The following is a 14,968-nucleotide window of genomic DNA, read 5'->3' as shown; positions in this document are numbered from 1 at the left end:
CCCCCACCGCCTTCCCATTAGAGTGGACGCAGCCGAGAGCCCGACGAACCCGACCCCTCGAGGAGACCCGTTGACCCCGGTAGTGCTCAGATGCGGTGACGTGCCATTGCCGTTGGCGCTGACCCCCGTGACCGCACTGTCTGCGCCTGCCCTCCCCGAGAAGGACGACTTCGAGGACGTCTTCGCCCACCTGGAGTCGGTGGAGGACCCTCGTCTGGTCGTCGTCGGCGACGACGCGGCCTTCGCCGCGACCGTCACCCGGCTGATGCGCACCGAACGTCTCGACCTGGAGATCGCGTACGTCCCGGAGAAGCGCACCCCAGCCACGGAGGCGTACGGGCTGCGGACGGGGTCGAAGGCCGCCACCGTCGCCCTGCAGGGGGTCGCGAAGCCGTTGCCGCTCATCCGCGACGACGCCGGTATCGCCCTCGTCGGCCGTGCGCTGCTGTGCGGGGAGAACGGCGACGCGCTCGTCGGGGAGGCCTACGTCGACGACACCCGCCTGTTCTCCGGCACGGTGCCCGGCATCCGCGTCGAACCCACACCGGCGATGCCGGGTCTACGGGCCGCGATCGACCGCCCGCGCTGGTTCGGCGGCTACAAGTGGCTGACGGGCCGGGCAATGCAGTTGGGTTCCCCCGCCGCGGTCGTCACCCGCGACGGGGTCGCGAACCCCCGGGCTCTCAAGCGGTCGACCTTCTACCGGCACGACAAGAAGTGGAAGCTCGTCCGCTGAGACCCATTTTCAGCCGACGTCGACATTTTGTCGGCTCAGCCGACGTCGACCCTCTGTCGGCTCAGCCGACGTTGACCCCGTAGTCCCGCGCGATGCCCGCCAGGCCGGAGGCGTAGCCCTGGCCGATGGCGCGGAACTTCCACTCGCCACCGTGGCGGTACAGCTCGCCGAAGACCATCGCGGTCTCGGTGGACGCATCCTCGGTGAGGTCGTAGCGGGCGAGTTCCCGGCCGTCGGCGCGGTCGACGACGCGGATGAACGCGTTGCGCACCTGGCCGAACGACTGGCCGCGCGCGTCGGCGTCGTGGATCGACACCGGAAAGACGATCGACTTGACCTCCGCGGGAACGGCGACGAGGTCGACGTTCACGCTCTCGTCGTCGCCCTCGCCCTCACCGGTGAGGTTGTCGCCGGTGTGCTCGACGGAGCCGTCCGGCGAACGCAGGTTGTTGTAGAAGACGAAATGCTGGTCGGACAGGACCTTGCCGTTCTCGCCCGTCAGCAGTGCGCTGGCGTCGAGATCGAAGTCCGCGCCGGTCGTCGCGCGCACGTCCCAGCCGAGACCCACCGTCACCGCCGTCAGGTTCGGAGCCTCCTTCGACAGCGAAACGTTGCCGCCCTTGGCCAAGCTCACACCCATACCGAATCCTCTCGCTCGATGATCGTTGCCTACCGCCACCCTAGTGAAGACCGGACGAGTCGGGCAGGGACGTGTGAAGGCCGTCCCGCAGGGGTAGTCGCAGTGCACCGGACGATGGCCGGGGACGGCGTTCCCGGCCATTCGGTATGTACGCCGGATGTCGCGTGAGGGAGAAGAGGGTCGGCTGTGGTGATTCGAGTCGCGTCGGTTCCTGCGTCGCACGTCTACGTGAGGCACCTCGCGTGCCCGGAGGGCGACGACGTGATCCGGTTGACGGATCCGGTTCCCGCCGACGGCCGCAAGGTTCCCGGGGGCTGGTGGCCGCCGTTGATGCTCGAACCGGGCTGGGTGAGCGACCACCACGAGGAATTCGACGTCTTCCATATCCATTTCGGTTTCGACGCGATCGGTGCGGAGCAACTGCAGGACGTCGTCGCCGAACTCGCCGAGCACGACAAGCCTCTCGTGTACACGGTGCACGACCTGCGGAACCCGCACCATCCCACGCCCGGTGAACACCACAAGCAACTCGACGTGCTGATCCCGGCCGCGGACGAACTGATCACCCTCACGCCGGGCGCTGCCGAGCGGATCCGTCTGCGCTGGGGACGGGAGGCGACGGTCCTGCCGCACCCGCACGTCGTCGAACAACACTGGCTCGAACGACCGCGTCGCGACGAGAACCCGTTCGTCGTGGGTGTCCACGCGAAGAGCCTGCGCGCGAACATGGATCTGTTCCCGGTGCTCGACACGCTGGCCGAGACCGTGCAGTCCCTTCCGGACGCGGTGTTGCAGATCAACGTGCACGACGAGATCTTCGATCCCGACAATGCGTACTGGTACAACCCGGACACCGGTTCCCGCATCCTGCAGTACGGGGAGCACCCCCGGGTGGACGTGCGGGTGCATCCGTACTTCTCCGACGACGAACTGTGGCAGTACCTCTCGGATCTGTCGGTGTCGGTGCTGCCCTACCGTTTCGGAACCCATTCGGGTTGGCTCGAGGCGTGTTTCGACCTCGGCACCGCGGTGGTCGCGCCGAGTTGCGGCTTCTACGGCGAGCAGCGCCGGTGCGGTGTGTACACCTACGACGAGGACACCTTCGACGCCGACTCGCTCGACCGGTGCGTGCGAGAACTGTACGAGAGCAGGGATCTTCCGCGAGCCGACTGGTCGCAGCGTATGGACGAACGTCGCGCGCTGGCACGCGCACACCGTGACATCTACCTGCGGGCGATGAGCGGCCGGAGCGGATCATGACGCCGTTGCGCATCGCGCTCATCGCGTCGAACAGGTATCCGATCCGCCAGCCCTTCGCCGGCGGACTCGAAGCGCACGTGTGGCATCTCGCCCACGCGCTCGGCAAGGACGGCCACGAGGTGACGCTCTTCGCCGCACCGGAATCCGATCCGGAACTTCCGGCCTCGTTCCTCGAGGTGCCGTCGTTCGAGGTCAGCGAACTCGCACGCAGCGACGTGTCGATGCCCCCGGCGAACGGCTTCCTCGGCGACCACCACGCCTATCTGTCGCTGATGCTCGATCTCGCCGGCCCGTCCGCCGATGCCTTCGACGTCGTGCACAACCACAGCCTGCACTACCTGCCGATCGCGATGGCCCGCATGTTGCGCACCCCGTTGCTCTGCACGCTGCACACGCCGCCGACGCCGTGGCTCGAGTCGGCGATGGCGACCCCGGGGGGATGCCCGGGCACGTTCGTCGCGGTCAGCCGGCACACCGCGTCGGCCTGGGAACACGCCACGCCCGGTCCGGTGGCGGTCGTGCCCAACGGTGTGGACCTCGGAGCGTGGCCGGTCGGTTCGGGTGGTGAGGACCTGATCTGGTTCGGTCGCCTCGTACCGGAGAAGGGTGCACATCTCGCGATCGAGGCCGCGCGCCGGGCCGGTTACCGGCTGCGGATCGCGGGCCCGATCAGCAACCGCGGGTACTTCGCGGAGCACGTCGAACCGTTCCTCGGTCCCGACGTGACCTATCTCGGTCATCTCTCCCAGCCGGATCTCGCTGCTGCGGTGGGGAGTTCGGCAGCGGCACTCATCACCCCACAGTGGGACGAACCGTACGGGCTCGTCGTCGCCGAGTCCCTCGCGTGCGGCACACCCGTGGTGGCCTTCGCGCGCGGCGGCATCCCGGAGGTGGTCGACGAAAGCAGCGGATGCCTGGTCGCGCCGGACGACATCGACGGCCTGGCCGCGGCGATACCCCGCGCGGCCGGCCTGTCCCGTGCCTCCGCTCGAGCCCGCGCGGAGCAGCGCTGTTCGGAGCGCACGATGGTCGACGCCTACGTCTCGCTGTACCGGGAACTCGCGGGAGCGGCATGATCGGCTACTACATCCATCACCACGGGCACGGGCACCGTACCCGCGCGAGCAGCATCTGCGCGCGTCTGCGGACGCCGGTGACGGCACTGTCGTCGGCGCCGCTCGGCACCGCCGCCGATGCCTTCGACGACGTGGTGCTGCTCCCCCGCGACGACCTCGCCGTCGACACCGCCCAGGATCCGACGGCCCACGACGTCCTCCACTGGGTGCCCACCCACGACGACGGTCTGCGCGAGCGCATGCACGCGCTCGGTTCGTGGATCGCCGCGACCCGCCCGAGTCTGCTGGTGGTGGACGTGTCGGTCGAGGTGACTCTCCTCGCCCGCCTGTACGGCGTCCCTGTGGTGGTGCTCGCGATGCCGGGCGAACGCACAGACACCGCGCACATGCTGGCCTACAGCGTCGCCGACCATCTCATCGCACCGTGGTCGCAGGACGTCTACGACCCGCACTGGCTGCGCTCGTATCAGACCTCGTACGTCGGCGGCATCAGCCGTTTCGACGGTCGCCCGGCACCCGCGCCGGCAGTCGGTGAGAAGCCGAAGGTCCTCGTCATGAGCGGCAGCGGCGGGTCGTCGATCACCGTCGACGACCTGCACCGATTCTCGTCGCGCTTCCCTCAGTACGAGTGGGAGGGTCTCGGTGTCGCCGGTGGTCCGTGGATCGACGACCCGTGGCCCGTCCTCACCGGCGCCGACGTCGTGATCGGGCACGCGGGTCAGAACACCGTCGCCGACATCGCGGCCGCCGCGCGACCTGCAGTCGTCATCGCCGAACCCCGACCGTTCGACGAACAGCACTCCACCGCAACGGCTCTGGAGAAGGCCGGACTGGCGGTGGGGCTCGACGGGTGGCCCGACCCGGACCGCTGGCCCGAACTGATCGAGCGAGCACGCGGTCTCGACCCCGTCGAATGGAAACGCTGGCAGGTCGACGGTGCCGCGGCACGTGCGGCTGCGATCCTGGACGAACTAGCGGAGAGATCGTGACGGTCTCGGTCGTCACCGTCGCTGCGGGTCGCAGCACCCATCTACGACGGCAACTCGACGGCCTCGCATGCAGCACCCGGACACCCGACGAGCACATCGTCGTCGCGATGGGTGATCCGGAGGTCGCGGAGGTCGTCGCCACGGCCGGCTCGCCGGCGCGGGTGGTGGAGATGGACGTCGACTCCGCGAAACTGCCGGTCGGAGAAGCGCGGAATCTGGGCGCGCGGACGGCGTCGTCGGATCTGCTCGTCTTCCTCGACGTCGACTGCATCCCGGCTCCCGACCTGATCGAACGGTATGCCGAGGCGGCCGGTCGGCACCCGGCCGCACTGCTCAACGGCCCCGTCACCTACCTGCCCGAACCGGGACCCGACGGCTACGACCTCGCCCGGCTGGGTGACTCGATCGCTCCGCATCCGGCGCGGCCGTTCCCGCCCGATCACGAGATCACGCTGGACGACAGGCACGAATTGTTCTGGTCGCTGTCCTTCGCAGCCCGGTCGCTCGTATGGGATCGCATCGGTGGGTTCTGCACCGCCTACAGCGGATACGGCGGCGAGGACACCGATTTCGGACAGAAGGCCGCCCGTGCCGGAGTCCCCATGGCCTGGGTCGGCGGCGCCCACGCCTTCCACCAGTACCACCCGGTGTCGAGCCCACCGGTCGAGCATCTCGACGACATCCTCACCAATGCCGCGCTGTTCCACCAGCGTTGGGGGTGGTGGCCGATGCGGGGGTGGCTCGACGAGTTCGAGCGGATGGGCCTCGTCCAATACGATGCGGACGAGCGGCGATGGAGGAAGGTGACCTCGCCTCGACCCTGAGGGGAATCCGTGTCCGAGGTCGTCGGGATGCTCGAACGCATCGGTGCGTGGAGCCCGTACTTCCGGGTGGGTACCGGTCCCGTCGACGACACGTGGCGTCCGACCTCCGATCTGCGCGATCCCGCTGTCCGCGACGCTCTGGTGGCCACGACTGCCGCGCGGATGGGCACCGACGAGATGCGGGTCGCGGCGTCGACGTTCTTCTTCGGTTACGTGGCACGTCTGTGGTCGGTGGCTGTCGGTTCCGTCGTGGACTCCGGCCGGTGTGTCCGGCTCGATCCCGGGCAATTGTTGTGGCGCGACGACGCCGGCCTCCAATTGCACATCGTCGACCCGGAGTTCGGTGGCGAAGCGGCGGTCGAAGTGCTCGACGTGCAGGTCGAACCGCTCGTCGACGCATGGAGCGAGGTGATCGCGTCCGGTGCGTTGTGGGGCAACACGGCATCGGCCCTGGTCGGGGCGGCGCAGATGATCGGCGCCGATGCGCGACCCCACGTCGACGCCCTGATGAGCGATCCGCGTCTCGCCGACGCCCTCGACCCGAGAACCGGTCGACGTCGTAGCTGCTGCCTCTACTACCGCATGCCCGGTGGCGGGTTGTGCGGCGACTGCGTCTTCCGATCGTGAACAGCAGAGCGCGACTTGGTCATCGGTGCGCGCACTTACGCGCTCCGATGACCGTTTCGCGCGCCGCTCCGGCTCCGCGTCGTTTCGTGGTCTCGGACGATGAGGCAGAATGCCCCGGATGAGCTCACGTCGTCGAAGAATTCTCGTTGTCGTGTCCTCGGTGATCGGGGTGCTGGTCGTCGCCGCGGTCGCGATCTTCCAGCTCGCGAACTCGCGCACCTTCCAGTTGTTCGGGGCCCTCGTCCATCGGGTGGAGACGCCCGAGAAGGTGGTCGCGCTGACTCTCGACGACGGGCCGAGCGCTCTCACCCCGCAGGTCCTGCAGACCCTCGAGGACGCCGACGTCCCGGCCACCTTCTACGTCACCGGATCGGAACTCGAACAACGACCCGAGCTCGGCCGGGCCATCGTCGAGGCCGGCCACGAACTCGGCAACCACACCGCGACGCACCGCAGGATGATGCTCGTCGGTGGCGGCACGGTGGCCGAGGAGATCGAGCGCACCGACGCGGCGATCCGGGAGACCGGGTTCGACGGGGAGATCACCTTCCGCCCGCCCTACGGCAAGAAGCTCGTCGCGCTCCCCCGTTATCTCGACCAGCACGACCGCACCACCGTGATGTGGGACGTCGAACCGGATTCCGACTCGTCCGACACCGACACGATCGTGCAGACCGCGCTCGACGAGACACGTCCCGGCTCGATCGTCCTGCTGCACGTCATGTATCCCTCCCGGACGGCGTCGCTGGAGGCGATTCCTGGGATCGTCGACGGCCTGCGCGCCGAGGGGTACCGGTTCGTCACGGTGTCGGAACTGCTCGACATGCAGCCCTCGTGAACAGCGGAGCGCGAATCGGTCATCGGTGCGCGCAATTACGCGCTCCGATGACCGTTTCGCGCTCTGATCCGGTCGGTCCCGAAGTCGTCAGGTGAACGGGACTCCGCCGGTGACGGCGATGGTCTCCCCGGTGATGTAGCTCGACTCCTGGGAGGCGAGGAAGACGTAGGCCGGGGCGAGTTCGGCGGGCTGGCCGGGGCGACCGAGCGGGGTGTCCTTGCCGAACTGCTCGTACGCATCCTTCGGCATCGTGGCCGGAATGAGCGGCGTCCAGATCGGGCCGGGTGCAACCGCATTGACGCGGATACCCTTGCTCGCCACATCGGAGGCGAGGCCTTTCGTGAAGTCGACGATGCCGGCCTTCGTGGTGGCGTAGTCGAGCAGACCCGGCGACGGGCTCACTGCCTGGATCGAGGTGGTGTTGACGATCGTCGAACCCGGCCCCATCGCGGCGACGGCGAACTTCGACAGCCAGAACAGGGCGTAGAGATTCGTCTTCATCACGCGGTCGAACTGCTCGGTGGAGATGTCACCGATGCCGCCGGGTTCGAGATGCTGATAGGCGGCGTTGTTGACGAGGATGTCGATGCCGCCGAGTTCGGACACCGTCGTGTCGATCAATCGTCGGCAGAACTCCTCCTCCCGGATGTCGCCGGGCATGCGCACCGCGCGGCGTCCCGCCTGTTCGACGAGTTCGGCGGTCCGCTTGCCGTCCTCGTCCTCCTCGTCGAGATAGGCCAGGACGACGTCGGCGCCCTCCCGCGCGAAGGCGACCGCGACCGCCCGTCCGATACCGGAATCACCACCGGTGATCAGCGCGCGGCGACCTTCGAGTCGTCCGCTCCCCCGATACGTCGCCTCACCGTGGTCGGGCGCGGAGAGGAGATCGGCGGTCGCGCCGGGGTAGGCGATCTCCGGTTGCTCCTCGAGCGGCGGAACCGGGTGCTGTTCTCCCGGGTGCTGCATGCGGTACTGGTCCTGGTCCGGCATTCTCGCCCTCCCTCGATCGGGTTCGTATGGGGCGGTACCCGATGCACCACAGCGCCACACCGGCACCCCTCCCGACGGCTGTGTCGGAGCATAATTGCAGGTGGACGACATGAGCGAGGTCACATCGGCGTCCGGCGCATAATGGCCACCCATGTGTCGGAACGGAGAGGTCGAGGCATGAGCGCGGACGGTACGAGCGCGGACCTGTCGGCCTATCGGAACGACTTCGCCCGGATCGAGAAGAAGGTCGCCGGGGAGTTCGACGCCGGTCGCCGCGGACGGGTCCTGGCGATCTGCGTCGTCGTCCTGACGGTGTGCATGGTGCTTCCGCAGACGTCGTCGGCGTGGTCGTGGACGGTCTTCGGCAGTTGGTTCGGCGACACCGCGCCCGTGGCCGTGCCGCTGCGGATCTTCGCGGTCCTGGCCCTCGTGTTCGGGGTGGTGATCTCGACGCTGGCGTTGTGGCTGCGACGGTGGAAACTGGCGTCGCTCGCGATGCTCGGCTCGGGACTGTCGTCGTTCTTCGGACTGTTGGCGTACTGGTCGCAGGCGGGGATGATCACGAACGCTCCGCATCACCCCACCGCCGCGCTGATCGCCGAATGGCTGGTCATGATCGTGATGACGTCGCAGTGGTTGCCGATCGTGCTGAGCCGGTCGCCCACGGACGTCCCGCCCCGGCCGCATCCGCTGCGGACCGGTCGCCGGTAGGTCAGCGCTCGACGAGCGAACCCATCTTCTTCGCCAGGAACTCGATGCTGCGACGCGGCATGAGCCTGGCGAGCAGGTCGAGCATCGTCGCGTCCTTGCCGATGCACACCCGGAAGGTGCCCTTCTCGATCGCGTCCGCGATCCTGCGGGCGGCCTCGGCGGACGAGGTGATCCTGACGGAGGCGTCGGTGCTGCGTCCCGGGATCGCGGCACCGGAGTTCTCGGCGATGCCGGTGCGGACGGCGCCGGGGAACACCAGCGTCACCGCGACCTTCGTCGTGCGCAGTTCGGCATACAGACCTTCGGTGAGCAGCTTGACCGCCGCTTTGCTCGCGCCGTAGACCGACTGGCCCGGCACCGGCACGAAGGCACCCATGCTCGACACATTGAGCAGGCTTGCCTCGGGCCGGCTCAGCAGCTCGGGGAGGAATGCCTTGCACATGTGCACGACGCCCCAGTAGTCGACGTCGAGGACCTTGTTCATCTCGTCGTACGGCAGGTCGGCGAACGGGACGAACTTCTGGATGATGCCGGCGACGTTGGCGACCCCGTCGACCTGCCCGTGTGCTGCGGTCACCTCGCCCACCAGGGCTTCGACGGCGGCGCGATCGGAAACGTCGACCGTGTGGGTGGTCAGACGGTCGTCGTACGCGACCACCAGGGCACGGGTGCCGTCGAGAGCCTCGGCGCGGAGGTCGACCGCCGCGACCCGCGCCCCACGCACGAGGAGTTCGAGGACGACGTCGCGTCCGATCCCGTTGCCTCCACCGGTGACGACGAAAACCCTGTCACGGATCTGCATGCTGCCTCCTCGTGTCGTTGGGTCCAGTCAATCCGGTCCGGCGACCCGACGCCACCCGAAGTGTGCGCGTGCACGTCTTCGGGTATCCGCCCGGACACGAGTCGGCCCAGCGTACGGAGGTAGAAGTGACGACGTCGAAGAAGAAGGACGACGAGGTGCGCAAGGACCCGCCGGGTCCGGTCGATCACGGTCGTAACGGCGGCATGGCGACCCGGGAGAACGCCCCCGAGGTGGTCGAGCGTTCGGACGACGACGAGAAGTGACCCGATCCGGACGATGTGAACGGCCACGAGGCCACCGATCGGGCCGATAGGTTGAGTACATGCAGTTCGCCGAACCGGCCGAACAGTACAACCGCTTCATGGGCCGCTACGCAGCGACGCTCGCGCCCGCCCTGGCGGACGCGGGTGGGGTAAGGGGCGGGCATCGGGTCTGCGACGTGGGATGCGGACCGGGTGGGCTCACCCGTGAACTGGTCGCCCGGGTCGGCGCAGCGAACGTCGCAGCGATCGACCCCGCTCCCCAGTTCGCGGCGGCGTGCCGGCAGATCGCACCGGAGATCGACGTCCGCGTCGGGGTGGCCGAGAACCTGCCGTGGCCGGACGGAACGTTCGACGTCACCCTGGCATCGTTGGTTCTCGGATTCATGAACGATCCCGAACTGGGTGTGCGGGAGATGGTGCGGGTGACCCGTCCGGGCGGCACCGTCGCCGCGTGCATGTGGGACACCACGGCCGGCGGGATGACGATGCTCCGCGTCTTCTGGACCGCAGTGGGAACGGTCGAGCCCGGCACTCCGGGTGAGAGGACACTGCCCGGTACCAGCGAGGGCGACATCGCCGAGCGGTTTCGGCGGGCGGGTCTGCACGAGGTGGTCGGCGGCGCCCTGTCCGCGCGCGCCGATTACGCCGATTTCTCCGACTTCTGGGAGCCCTTCACGTTCGGTGTGGGACCGGCCGGTCGGCACCTGGTCTCGATGTCCGAAAGGCACCGCGTCGCAGTGCGTGACGCCTGCCGTGCTGCTCTTCCGTCCGGACCGTTCTCGCTCGACGCCCGCGCCTGGTATGCGCGGGGAACGGTTCCGGACGAACGGAACTCACCCTCCCCGCAGTAGATAGGTGTCCATTACCCAGCCGCGGGCCTGCTTGGCCCGGACACGGGCCTCACGGATCGCGGGAAGCACCTCGGCAAGCTTGCCCGCGACGAGTTCTTCGTCGTCGGTTCCCAGATTCGCACCCCACCAGATGCTCCACGTCCCCTCGAGGTCGGCGCAGGCAAGGCCGCCGTCGAGCATCACCACGATGTTCGACGCACCCTCTGCGACGTCCCGAAGCAACCGACGACCGGTCGTCACGGTGATCGGCCCGCCGATGGTGTTGAGCACGAGACGATGTCGGGCCGCGAGCAGTTGCACGCTGCTGATACCGGGAAGGACGTCGTAGTCGAACCGCGCCCTCCCACGTTCGAGGATGCGTTCGACGACGCGGATCGTGCTGTCGTACAGGCTCGGATCCCCCCAGACCAGGAAGCCGACCGCCTCGTCCTCCCGAACCTGTTCGAGCAGAACGGTCTCGTACGCCTCCGCGCGGGCGGCGTGCCAGTCGCGCACCTCGTCTCCGTAGCGCTCCGGGTTCCGGTCGCGGGGCGGGTCGGGCACCACGATCATCCGGTGGGAGCCGGAGGTGTGACGGCGCAGGATCTCTTCGCGGACCGCCACGAGATCGTCCACGCCCCGCTTCTTGTCGGGCACGAGGAAGACGTCGATGCTCTCGAGGGCGCGCACCGCCGCCACCGTGAGATCGTCCGGTCCCCCGGGGCCGATCCCGATGAGCCGAACCCTCACCCCCGGTCCTCGAGATCGCCCTCGACGTCGAGATAGGCCTGCTGCAGTCTGTTCATCGTCTCGGGATCCGGTTCGCCCCACAGCCCGCGATCGGCGGCCTCGGTGAGCCGTTCGACGATCCCGCGCAGCGCCCACGGATTCGCTTCGCGGAGGAACTGCTGGTTCTCCGGGTCGAGCGCATAGCTCTGTGCGAGCGACTCGTACATCCAGTCCTCGACGACACCGGCGGTGGCGTCGTAGCCGAACAGGTAGTCGACGGTCGCGGCGAGTTCGAATGCGCCCTTGTAGCCGTGCCGGCGCATCGCACCGATCCACCGCGGGTTGACGACCCGAGCGCGGAAGACCCGTGCGGTCTCCTCCGCCAGTGAGCGGGTGCGCACCGCATCGGGGGTGGTGGAATCGCCGATGTACGCCTTCGGGTCGGTGCCCGTCAGCGCCCGCACCGTCGCGACCATGCCGCCGTGGTACTGGAAGTAGTCGTCGGAGTCGGCGATGTCGTGTTCGCGGGTGTCGGTGTTCTTCGCCGCCACGGCGATCCGTCGGTAGTTCGTGCGCATGTCGTCGGCAGCAGCAACTCCGTGCACACCGCGCCCGTAGGCGAATCCGCCCCACGCGGTGTAGACCTCGGCGAGATCGGCGTCGGTGCGCCAGTTGCCGGAGTCGATGAGTTGCAGGATGCCGGCTCCGTACGAGCCGGGCTTCGATCCGAAGATGCGCCGCACCGCACGGTCGGCGTCGCCGTGTTCGGCTTCGTCCCGCCGAGCGTGGGCTCGCACGTAGTTCTGCTCGTCGGGTTCGTCGAGGGCGGCGACCATGCGGATCGCGTCGTCGAGCATCCCGATGACGTGTGGGAACGCGTCCCGGAAGAAGCCGGAGATCCGGACGGTGACGTCGATGCGGGGCCGGCCGAGTTCCTCGAGCGGGATCACGGTCAGTTCGCGCACCCGACGCGACTCGGCGTCCCATTCCGGCCGCACACCGATGAGTGCGAGCACTTCGGCGATGTCGTCGCCGGCGGTGCGCATCGCCGAGGTCCCCCACACCGACAGGCCGACCGACTGCGGGTACTCCCCGGTATCGGCGAGATACCGTCCGATCAGATTGTCCGCCAATGCGACACCGGTGTCGTAGGCGAGCCGGCTCGGGACGGCCTTCGGGTCGACGGTGTAGAAGTTGCGCCCGGTCGGCAGCACGTTGACCAGGCCGCGCAAGGGTGAGCCGGACGGACCGGCCGGGACGTATCCACCATCGAGTGCGTGCAGCACCGCGTCGAGTTCGGCCCTCGTGCCCGCGAGGCGGGGAACCACTTCGTCGGCAGCGAAGGTGAGCACCCTCGCGACCTCGGAATCAGGATGGCCGAGCACGGTTTCGACGATGCGTGCAGATGACCCGGCGTTCCAGCCGTCGTCCTCCATGGCCTGCACGAGCGACCGCGCGACGCTCTCGACGGCGTCGACCTCCTTCGACGGAGCATCGGACTTCAGCCCGAGTGCGGTGCGCAGACCCGGGACGGCGTTGCTCCTGCCGCCCCACACCTGCGCGGCCCGCAGTATCGACAACACGAGATTCACTCGCGCCTCGCCGGTCGGCGCGTCGCCGAGGACGTGCAGGCCGTCGCGGATCTGCGCGTCCTTGACCTCGCACAACCATCCGTCGACGTGCAACAGGAAGTCGTCGAATTCGGCGTCGTGCGGGCGGTCGTCGAGTCCGAGATCGTGGTCCAGCTTCGCCGCTTGGATGAGCGTCCAGATCTGCGCCCGGATCGCGGGCAGTTTCGCCGGATCCATCGCGGCGATATTCGAGTACTCGTCGAGTAGCTGTTCGAGACGAGCGATGTCGCCGTAGGATTCGGCGCGCGCCATGGGCGGGATGAGGTGGTCGACGATCGTCGCGTGCGCGCGGCGTTTGGCCTGCGCCCCTTCGCCCGGATCGTTGACGAGGAACGGGTAGATCAGCGGCAGGTTCCCGATCGCGGCGTCGGTCGCGCAGGCGGCGGACAGACCCGCGTTCTTGCCCGGCAGCCACTCCATCGACCCGTGTTTGCCGAGATGCACCACGGCGTCGGCACCGAAGCCGTGCTCGACCCACTTGTAGGCGGCGAGATAGTGGTGCGAGGGTGCCATGTCGGGATCGTGGTAGATCGCCACCGGATTCTCGCCGAATCCGCGGGGCGGCTGGATCATCAGCACCACGTTGCCGGCTTGCAGGGTCGCCAGCACGATGGCGTCACCGTCGACGAACAACCGTCCCGGTGCCGGTCCCCACGCTTCGATCATGGCGTCGGTGAGCTCGGCCGGTAGACCGTCGGTCCACCGAAGGTAGTCGGAGGTGGTCACCCGCACCGGATTTCCGGCGAGTTGCTCGGCGGTGAGCCATTCCTCGTCCTGTCCGCCGGCATCGATCAGGGCGTGGATGAGGGCGTTTCCGGCCTCGGTGTCGTCCTCGACGTCCATGCCGGGGAAGCCGTCTCCCAGGTCGTATCCGGCATCGCGCAGCGCGCGCAGCATCCGGATCGCCGACACCGGCGTGTCGAGGCCGACGGCATTGCCGACACGGGAATGCTTGGTCGGATAGGCGGACAACATGACTGCGATCCGGCGCTGTGCCGGAGGTATATGCCGTAATCGTGCGTGCGCCAACGCGATACCGGCGACGCGTCGACACCGTTCCGGGTCGGTGACGTAGCGGGGCAGGCCGTCGGCGTCGAGTTCCTTGAACGAGAACGGCACCGTGATGATGCGTCCGTCGAATTCGGGGACGGCGATCTGCGTGGCCGAATCGAGCGGTGACACACCGTCGTCCGATTCCGCCCAGTCGTCGCGGCTCCACGTTAGGCACAGGGCCTGCAGGATCGGGATGTCGAGCGCGGCGAGCGCTCCGACGTCCCATGCCTCGTCCTCGCCTCCCGCGCTCACGGTGGCAGGTCTGGTGCCCCCGGCAGCCAGCACCGTCACGACCAGCGCGTCGAGGGTGCCGAGTTCGGCGAGCAGGTCGTCGGGCGCACCGCGCAGTGACGCGCAGTGGATCACCACACCACAAGCCGTGCCGGTCGCGTCGATCGCGTCGGCGAGGTCGTGTGCGAACTGGACGTTTCCGCTGGTGTGGTGGGCTCGGTAGAACAACACGCCGACGCGCGGCAACCGCGCACCGCCGGACGGTTCGGGACGGTCGAGCACACCCCATTCGGGCAGCTCGGCGGGCGGTTCGAAACCGTCACCGCCGAGCAACACGGTGTCGTTCAGAAAGGCGTGGAGCTGCCCGAGATTGGCCGGGCCGCCGTGTGCGAGATAGCGGTGCGCTTCGGCAGCGATGCCGATCGGCACCGTCGAATGCTCCATGAGCTCGGCGTCCGGGGTCTGTTCGCCGCCGAGGACGATCACCGGGACACCCGCGGCGAGCACGGTGTCGAGCCCCGATCGCCAGCTGCGGGCGGAACCCAGGATCCGCACCACGACCAGGGCGGATCCGTCGAGCAGAGCGGGCAGTTCGGTGGACACGTCGAGGCGCGACGGGTTGCCGAGCACCCAGTCGGCACCGCTCGACCGCGCCGACAGCAGGTCGGTGTCGGACGTCGACAACAAAGTCAGGCGCGTCACGACGCAACCCGAAAACACAGGCGTACAGCCATGTTC

General features: G+C 68.3%; 15 protein-coding genes. 10 read left to right on the top strand and 5 right to left on the bottom strand.

Translation table 11 applies throughout. From position 1 onward, the window contains the following. The first annotated feature begins 82 nt into the window (after positions 1 to 82). Positions 83 to 736, top strand: coding sequence for a hypothetical protein (locus B9C99_RS23775; protein WP_026061007.1), 654 nt, complete (start codon positions 83 to 85; stop codon positions 734 to 736). A 61-nt stretch (positions 737 to 797) separates the two neighbouring features. Here B9C99_RS23775 and B9C99_RS23770 read toward each other — a convergent pair whose 3' ends face one another. Next, entirely contained in the window at positions 798 to 1,376 is a 579-nt protein-coding gene (locus tag B9C99_RS23770) for a TerD family protein (RefSeq protein ID WP_016691538.1), read from the bottom strand. Between the two features lie 189 nt (positions 1,377 to 1,565). Between B9C99_RS23770 and B9C99_RS23765 the strand changes: the two genes are divergently transcribed. The 6 genes from B9C99_RS23765 (at position 1,566) to B9C99_RS23740 (ending at position 6,990) form a co-directional block, all read left to right on the top strand. Continuing rightward, a complete protein-coding gene (locus tag B9C99_RS23765) occupies positions 1,566 to 2,636 on the top strand; it encodes a hypothetical protein (RefSeq protein ID WP_088899565.1) in 1,071 nt (356 codons plus the stop codon). Further along, entirely contained in the window at positions 2,633 to 3,712 is a 1,080-nt protein-coding gene (locus B9C99_RS23760; protein WP_088899561.1) for a glycosyltransferase family 4 protein, read from the top strand. Before B9C99_RS23765 ends, B9C99_RS23760 begins: the two co-directional genes overlap by 4 nt. Continuing rightward, positions 3,709 to 4,701: a glycosyltransferase gene (locus tag B9C99_RS23755; RefSeq protein ID WP_088899560.1), complete on the top strand. Its 993-nt coding sequence runs from the start codon at positions 3,709 to 3,711 to the stop codon at positions 4,699 to 4,701. The genes B9C99_RS23760 and B9C99_RS23755 overlap by 4 nt, the downstream gene beginning before the upstream one ends. Continuing rightward, on the top strand, positions 4,698 to 5,525 hold the full coding sequence (locus tag B9C99_RS23750) for a glycosyltransferase (protein WP_088899559.1): 828 nt from the start codon (positions 4,698 to 4,700) through the stop codon (positions 5,523 to 5,525). Before B9C99_RS23755 ends, B9C99_RS23750 begins: the two co-directional genes overlap by 4 nt. A 9-nt stretch (positions 5,526 to 5,534) precedes the next feature. Next, positions 5,535 to 6,152, top strand: coding sequence for a (2Fe-2S)-binding protein (locus tag B9C99_RS23745; protein ID WP_088899558.1), 618 nt, complete (start codon positions 5,535 to 5,537; stop codon positions 6,150 to 6,152). Between the two features lie 160 nt (positions 6,153 to 6,312). Beyond that, a complete protein-coding gene (locus B9C99_RS23740; protein ID WP_088899564.1) occupies positions 6,313 to 6,990 on the top strand; it encodes a polysaccharide deacetylase family protein in 678 nt (225 codons plus the stop codon). Positions 6,991 to 7,077: 87 nt separating this feature from the next. Here the strand turns inward: B9C99_RS23740 and B9C99_RS23735 are convergent, their stop codons facing one another. Continuing rightward, complete coding sequence (locus B9C99_RS23735) at positions 7,078 to 7,980, bottom strand: SDR family oxidoreductase (RefSeq protein WP_016691529.1); 903 nt, start codon at positions 7,978 to 7,980, stop codon at positions 7,078 to 7,080. A gap of 177 nt (positions 7,981 to 8,157) precedes the next feature. On the opposite strand from B9C99_RS23735, the gene B9C99_RS23730 reads away from it, so the two are divergent. Continuing rightward, entirely contained in the window at positions 8,158 to 8,691 is a 534-nt protein-coding gene (locus B9C99_RS23730) for a hypothetical protein (protein ID WP_088899557.1), read from the top strand. Position 8,692: 1 nt separating this feature from the next. Here the strand turns inward: B9C99_RS23730 and B9C99_RS23725 are convergent, their stop codons facing one another. After that, a complete protein-coding gene (locus tag B9C99_RS23725; RefSeq protein ID WP_088899556.1) occupies positions 8,693 to 9,493 on the bottom strand; it encodes an SDR family oxidoreductase in 801 nt (266 codons plus the stop codon). 125 nt (positions 9,494 to 9,618) lie between these two features. On the opposite strand from B9C99_RS23725, the gene B9C99_RS25985 reads away from it, so the two are divergent. Together B9C99_RS25985 and B9C99_RS23715 are read left to right on the top strand one after the other, a co-directional pair. Next, positions 9,619 to 9,756: a hypothetical protein gene (locus B9C99_RS25985; protein ID WP_016691526.1), complete on the top strand. Its 138-nt coding sequence runs from the start codon at positions 9,619 to 9,621 to the stop codon at positions 9,754 to 9,756. A gap of 59 nt (positions 9,757 to 9,815) precedes the next feature. Then, complete coding sequence (locus B9C99_RS23715) at positions 9,816 to 10,607, top strand: class I SAM-dependent methyltransferase (RefSeq protein ID WP_088899554.1); 792 nt, start codon at positions 9,816 to 9,818, stop codon at positions 10,605 to 10,607. Here the strand turns inward: B9C99_RS23715 and cobF are convergent. Further along, positions 10,590 to 11,336 (bottom strand): precorrin-6A synthase (deacetylating), encoded by a 747-nt coding sequence (cobF, locus tag B9C99_RS23710; RefSeq protein WP_088899553.1) that lies wholly within the window; start codon positions 11,334 to 11,336, stop codon positions 10,590 to 10,592. The genes B9C99_RS23715 and cobF overlap by 18 nt on opposite strands. Continuing rightward, positions 11,333 to 14,932, bottom strand: a complete 3,600-nt coding sequence (gene cobN, locus B9C99_RS23705; protein ID WP_088899563.1) for a cobaltochelatase subunit CobN — start codon at positions 14,930 to 14,932, stop codon at positions 11,333 to 11,335. The genes cobF and cobN overlap by 4 nt, the downstream gene beginning before the upstream one ends. Positions 14,933 to 14,968 lie beyond the last annotated feature (36 nt).

This window comes from Rhodococcus sp. BUPNP1 (assembly GCF_002215235.1).
Taxonomy (GTDB): Bacteria; Actinomycetota; Actinomycetes; order Mycobacteriales; family Mycobacteriaceae; genus Rhodococcus.
This window is presented reverse-complemented; position numbering and strand designations above follow the sequence as displayed.

Excerpts from the sequence above, each read along its gene's own strand:
- B9C99_RS23770 (WP_016691538.1), bottom strand. The coding sequence starts at position 1,376 with ATGGGTGTGAGCTTGGCCAAGGGCGGCAACGTTTCGCTGTCGAAGGAG.
- B9C99_RS23760 (WP_088899561.1), top strand. The coding sequence starts at position 2,633 with ATGACGCCGTTGCGCATCGCGCTCATCGCGTCGAACAGGTATCCGATC.
- B9C99_RS23755 (WP_088899560.1), top strand. The coding sequence starts at position 3,709 with ATGATCGGCTACTACATCCATCACCACGGGCACGGGCACCGTACCCGC.
- B9C99_RS23735 (WP_016691529.1), bottom strand. The coding sequence starts at position 7,980 with ATGCCGGACCAGGACCAGTACCGCATGCAGCACCCGGGAGAACAGCAC.
- B9C99_RS23730 (WP_088899557.1), top strand. The coding sequence starts at position 8,158 with ATGAGCGCGGACGGTACGAGCGCGGACCTGTCGGCCTATCGGAACGAC.
- B9C99_RS23725 (WP_088899556.1), bottom strand. The coding sequence starts at position 9,493 with ATGCAGATCCGTGACAGGGTTTTCGTCGTCACCGGTGGAGGCAACGGG.
- B9C99_RS23715 (WP_088899554.1), top strand. The coding sequence starts at position 9,816 with ATGCAGTTCGCCGAACCGGCCGAACAGTACAACCGCTTCATGGGCCGC.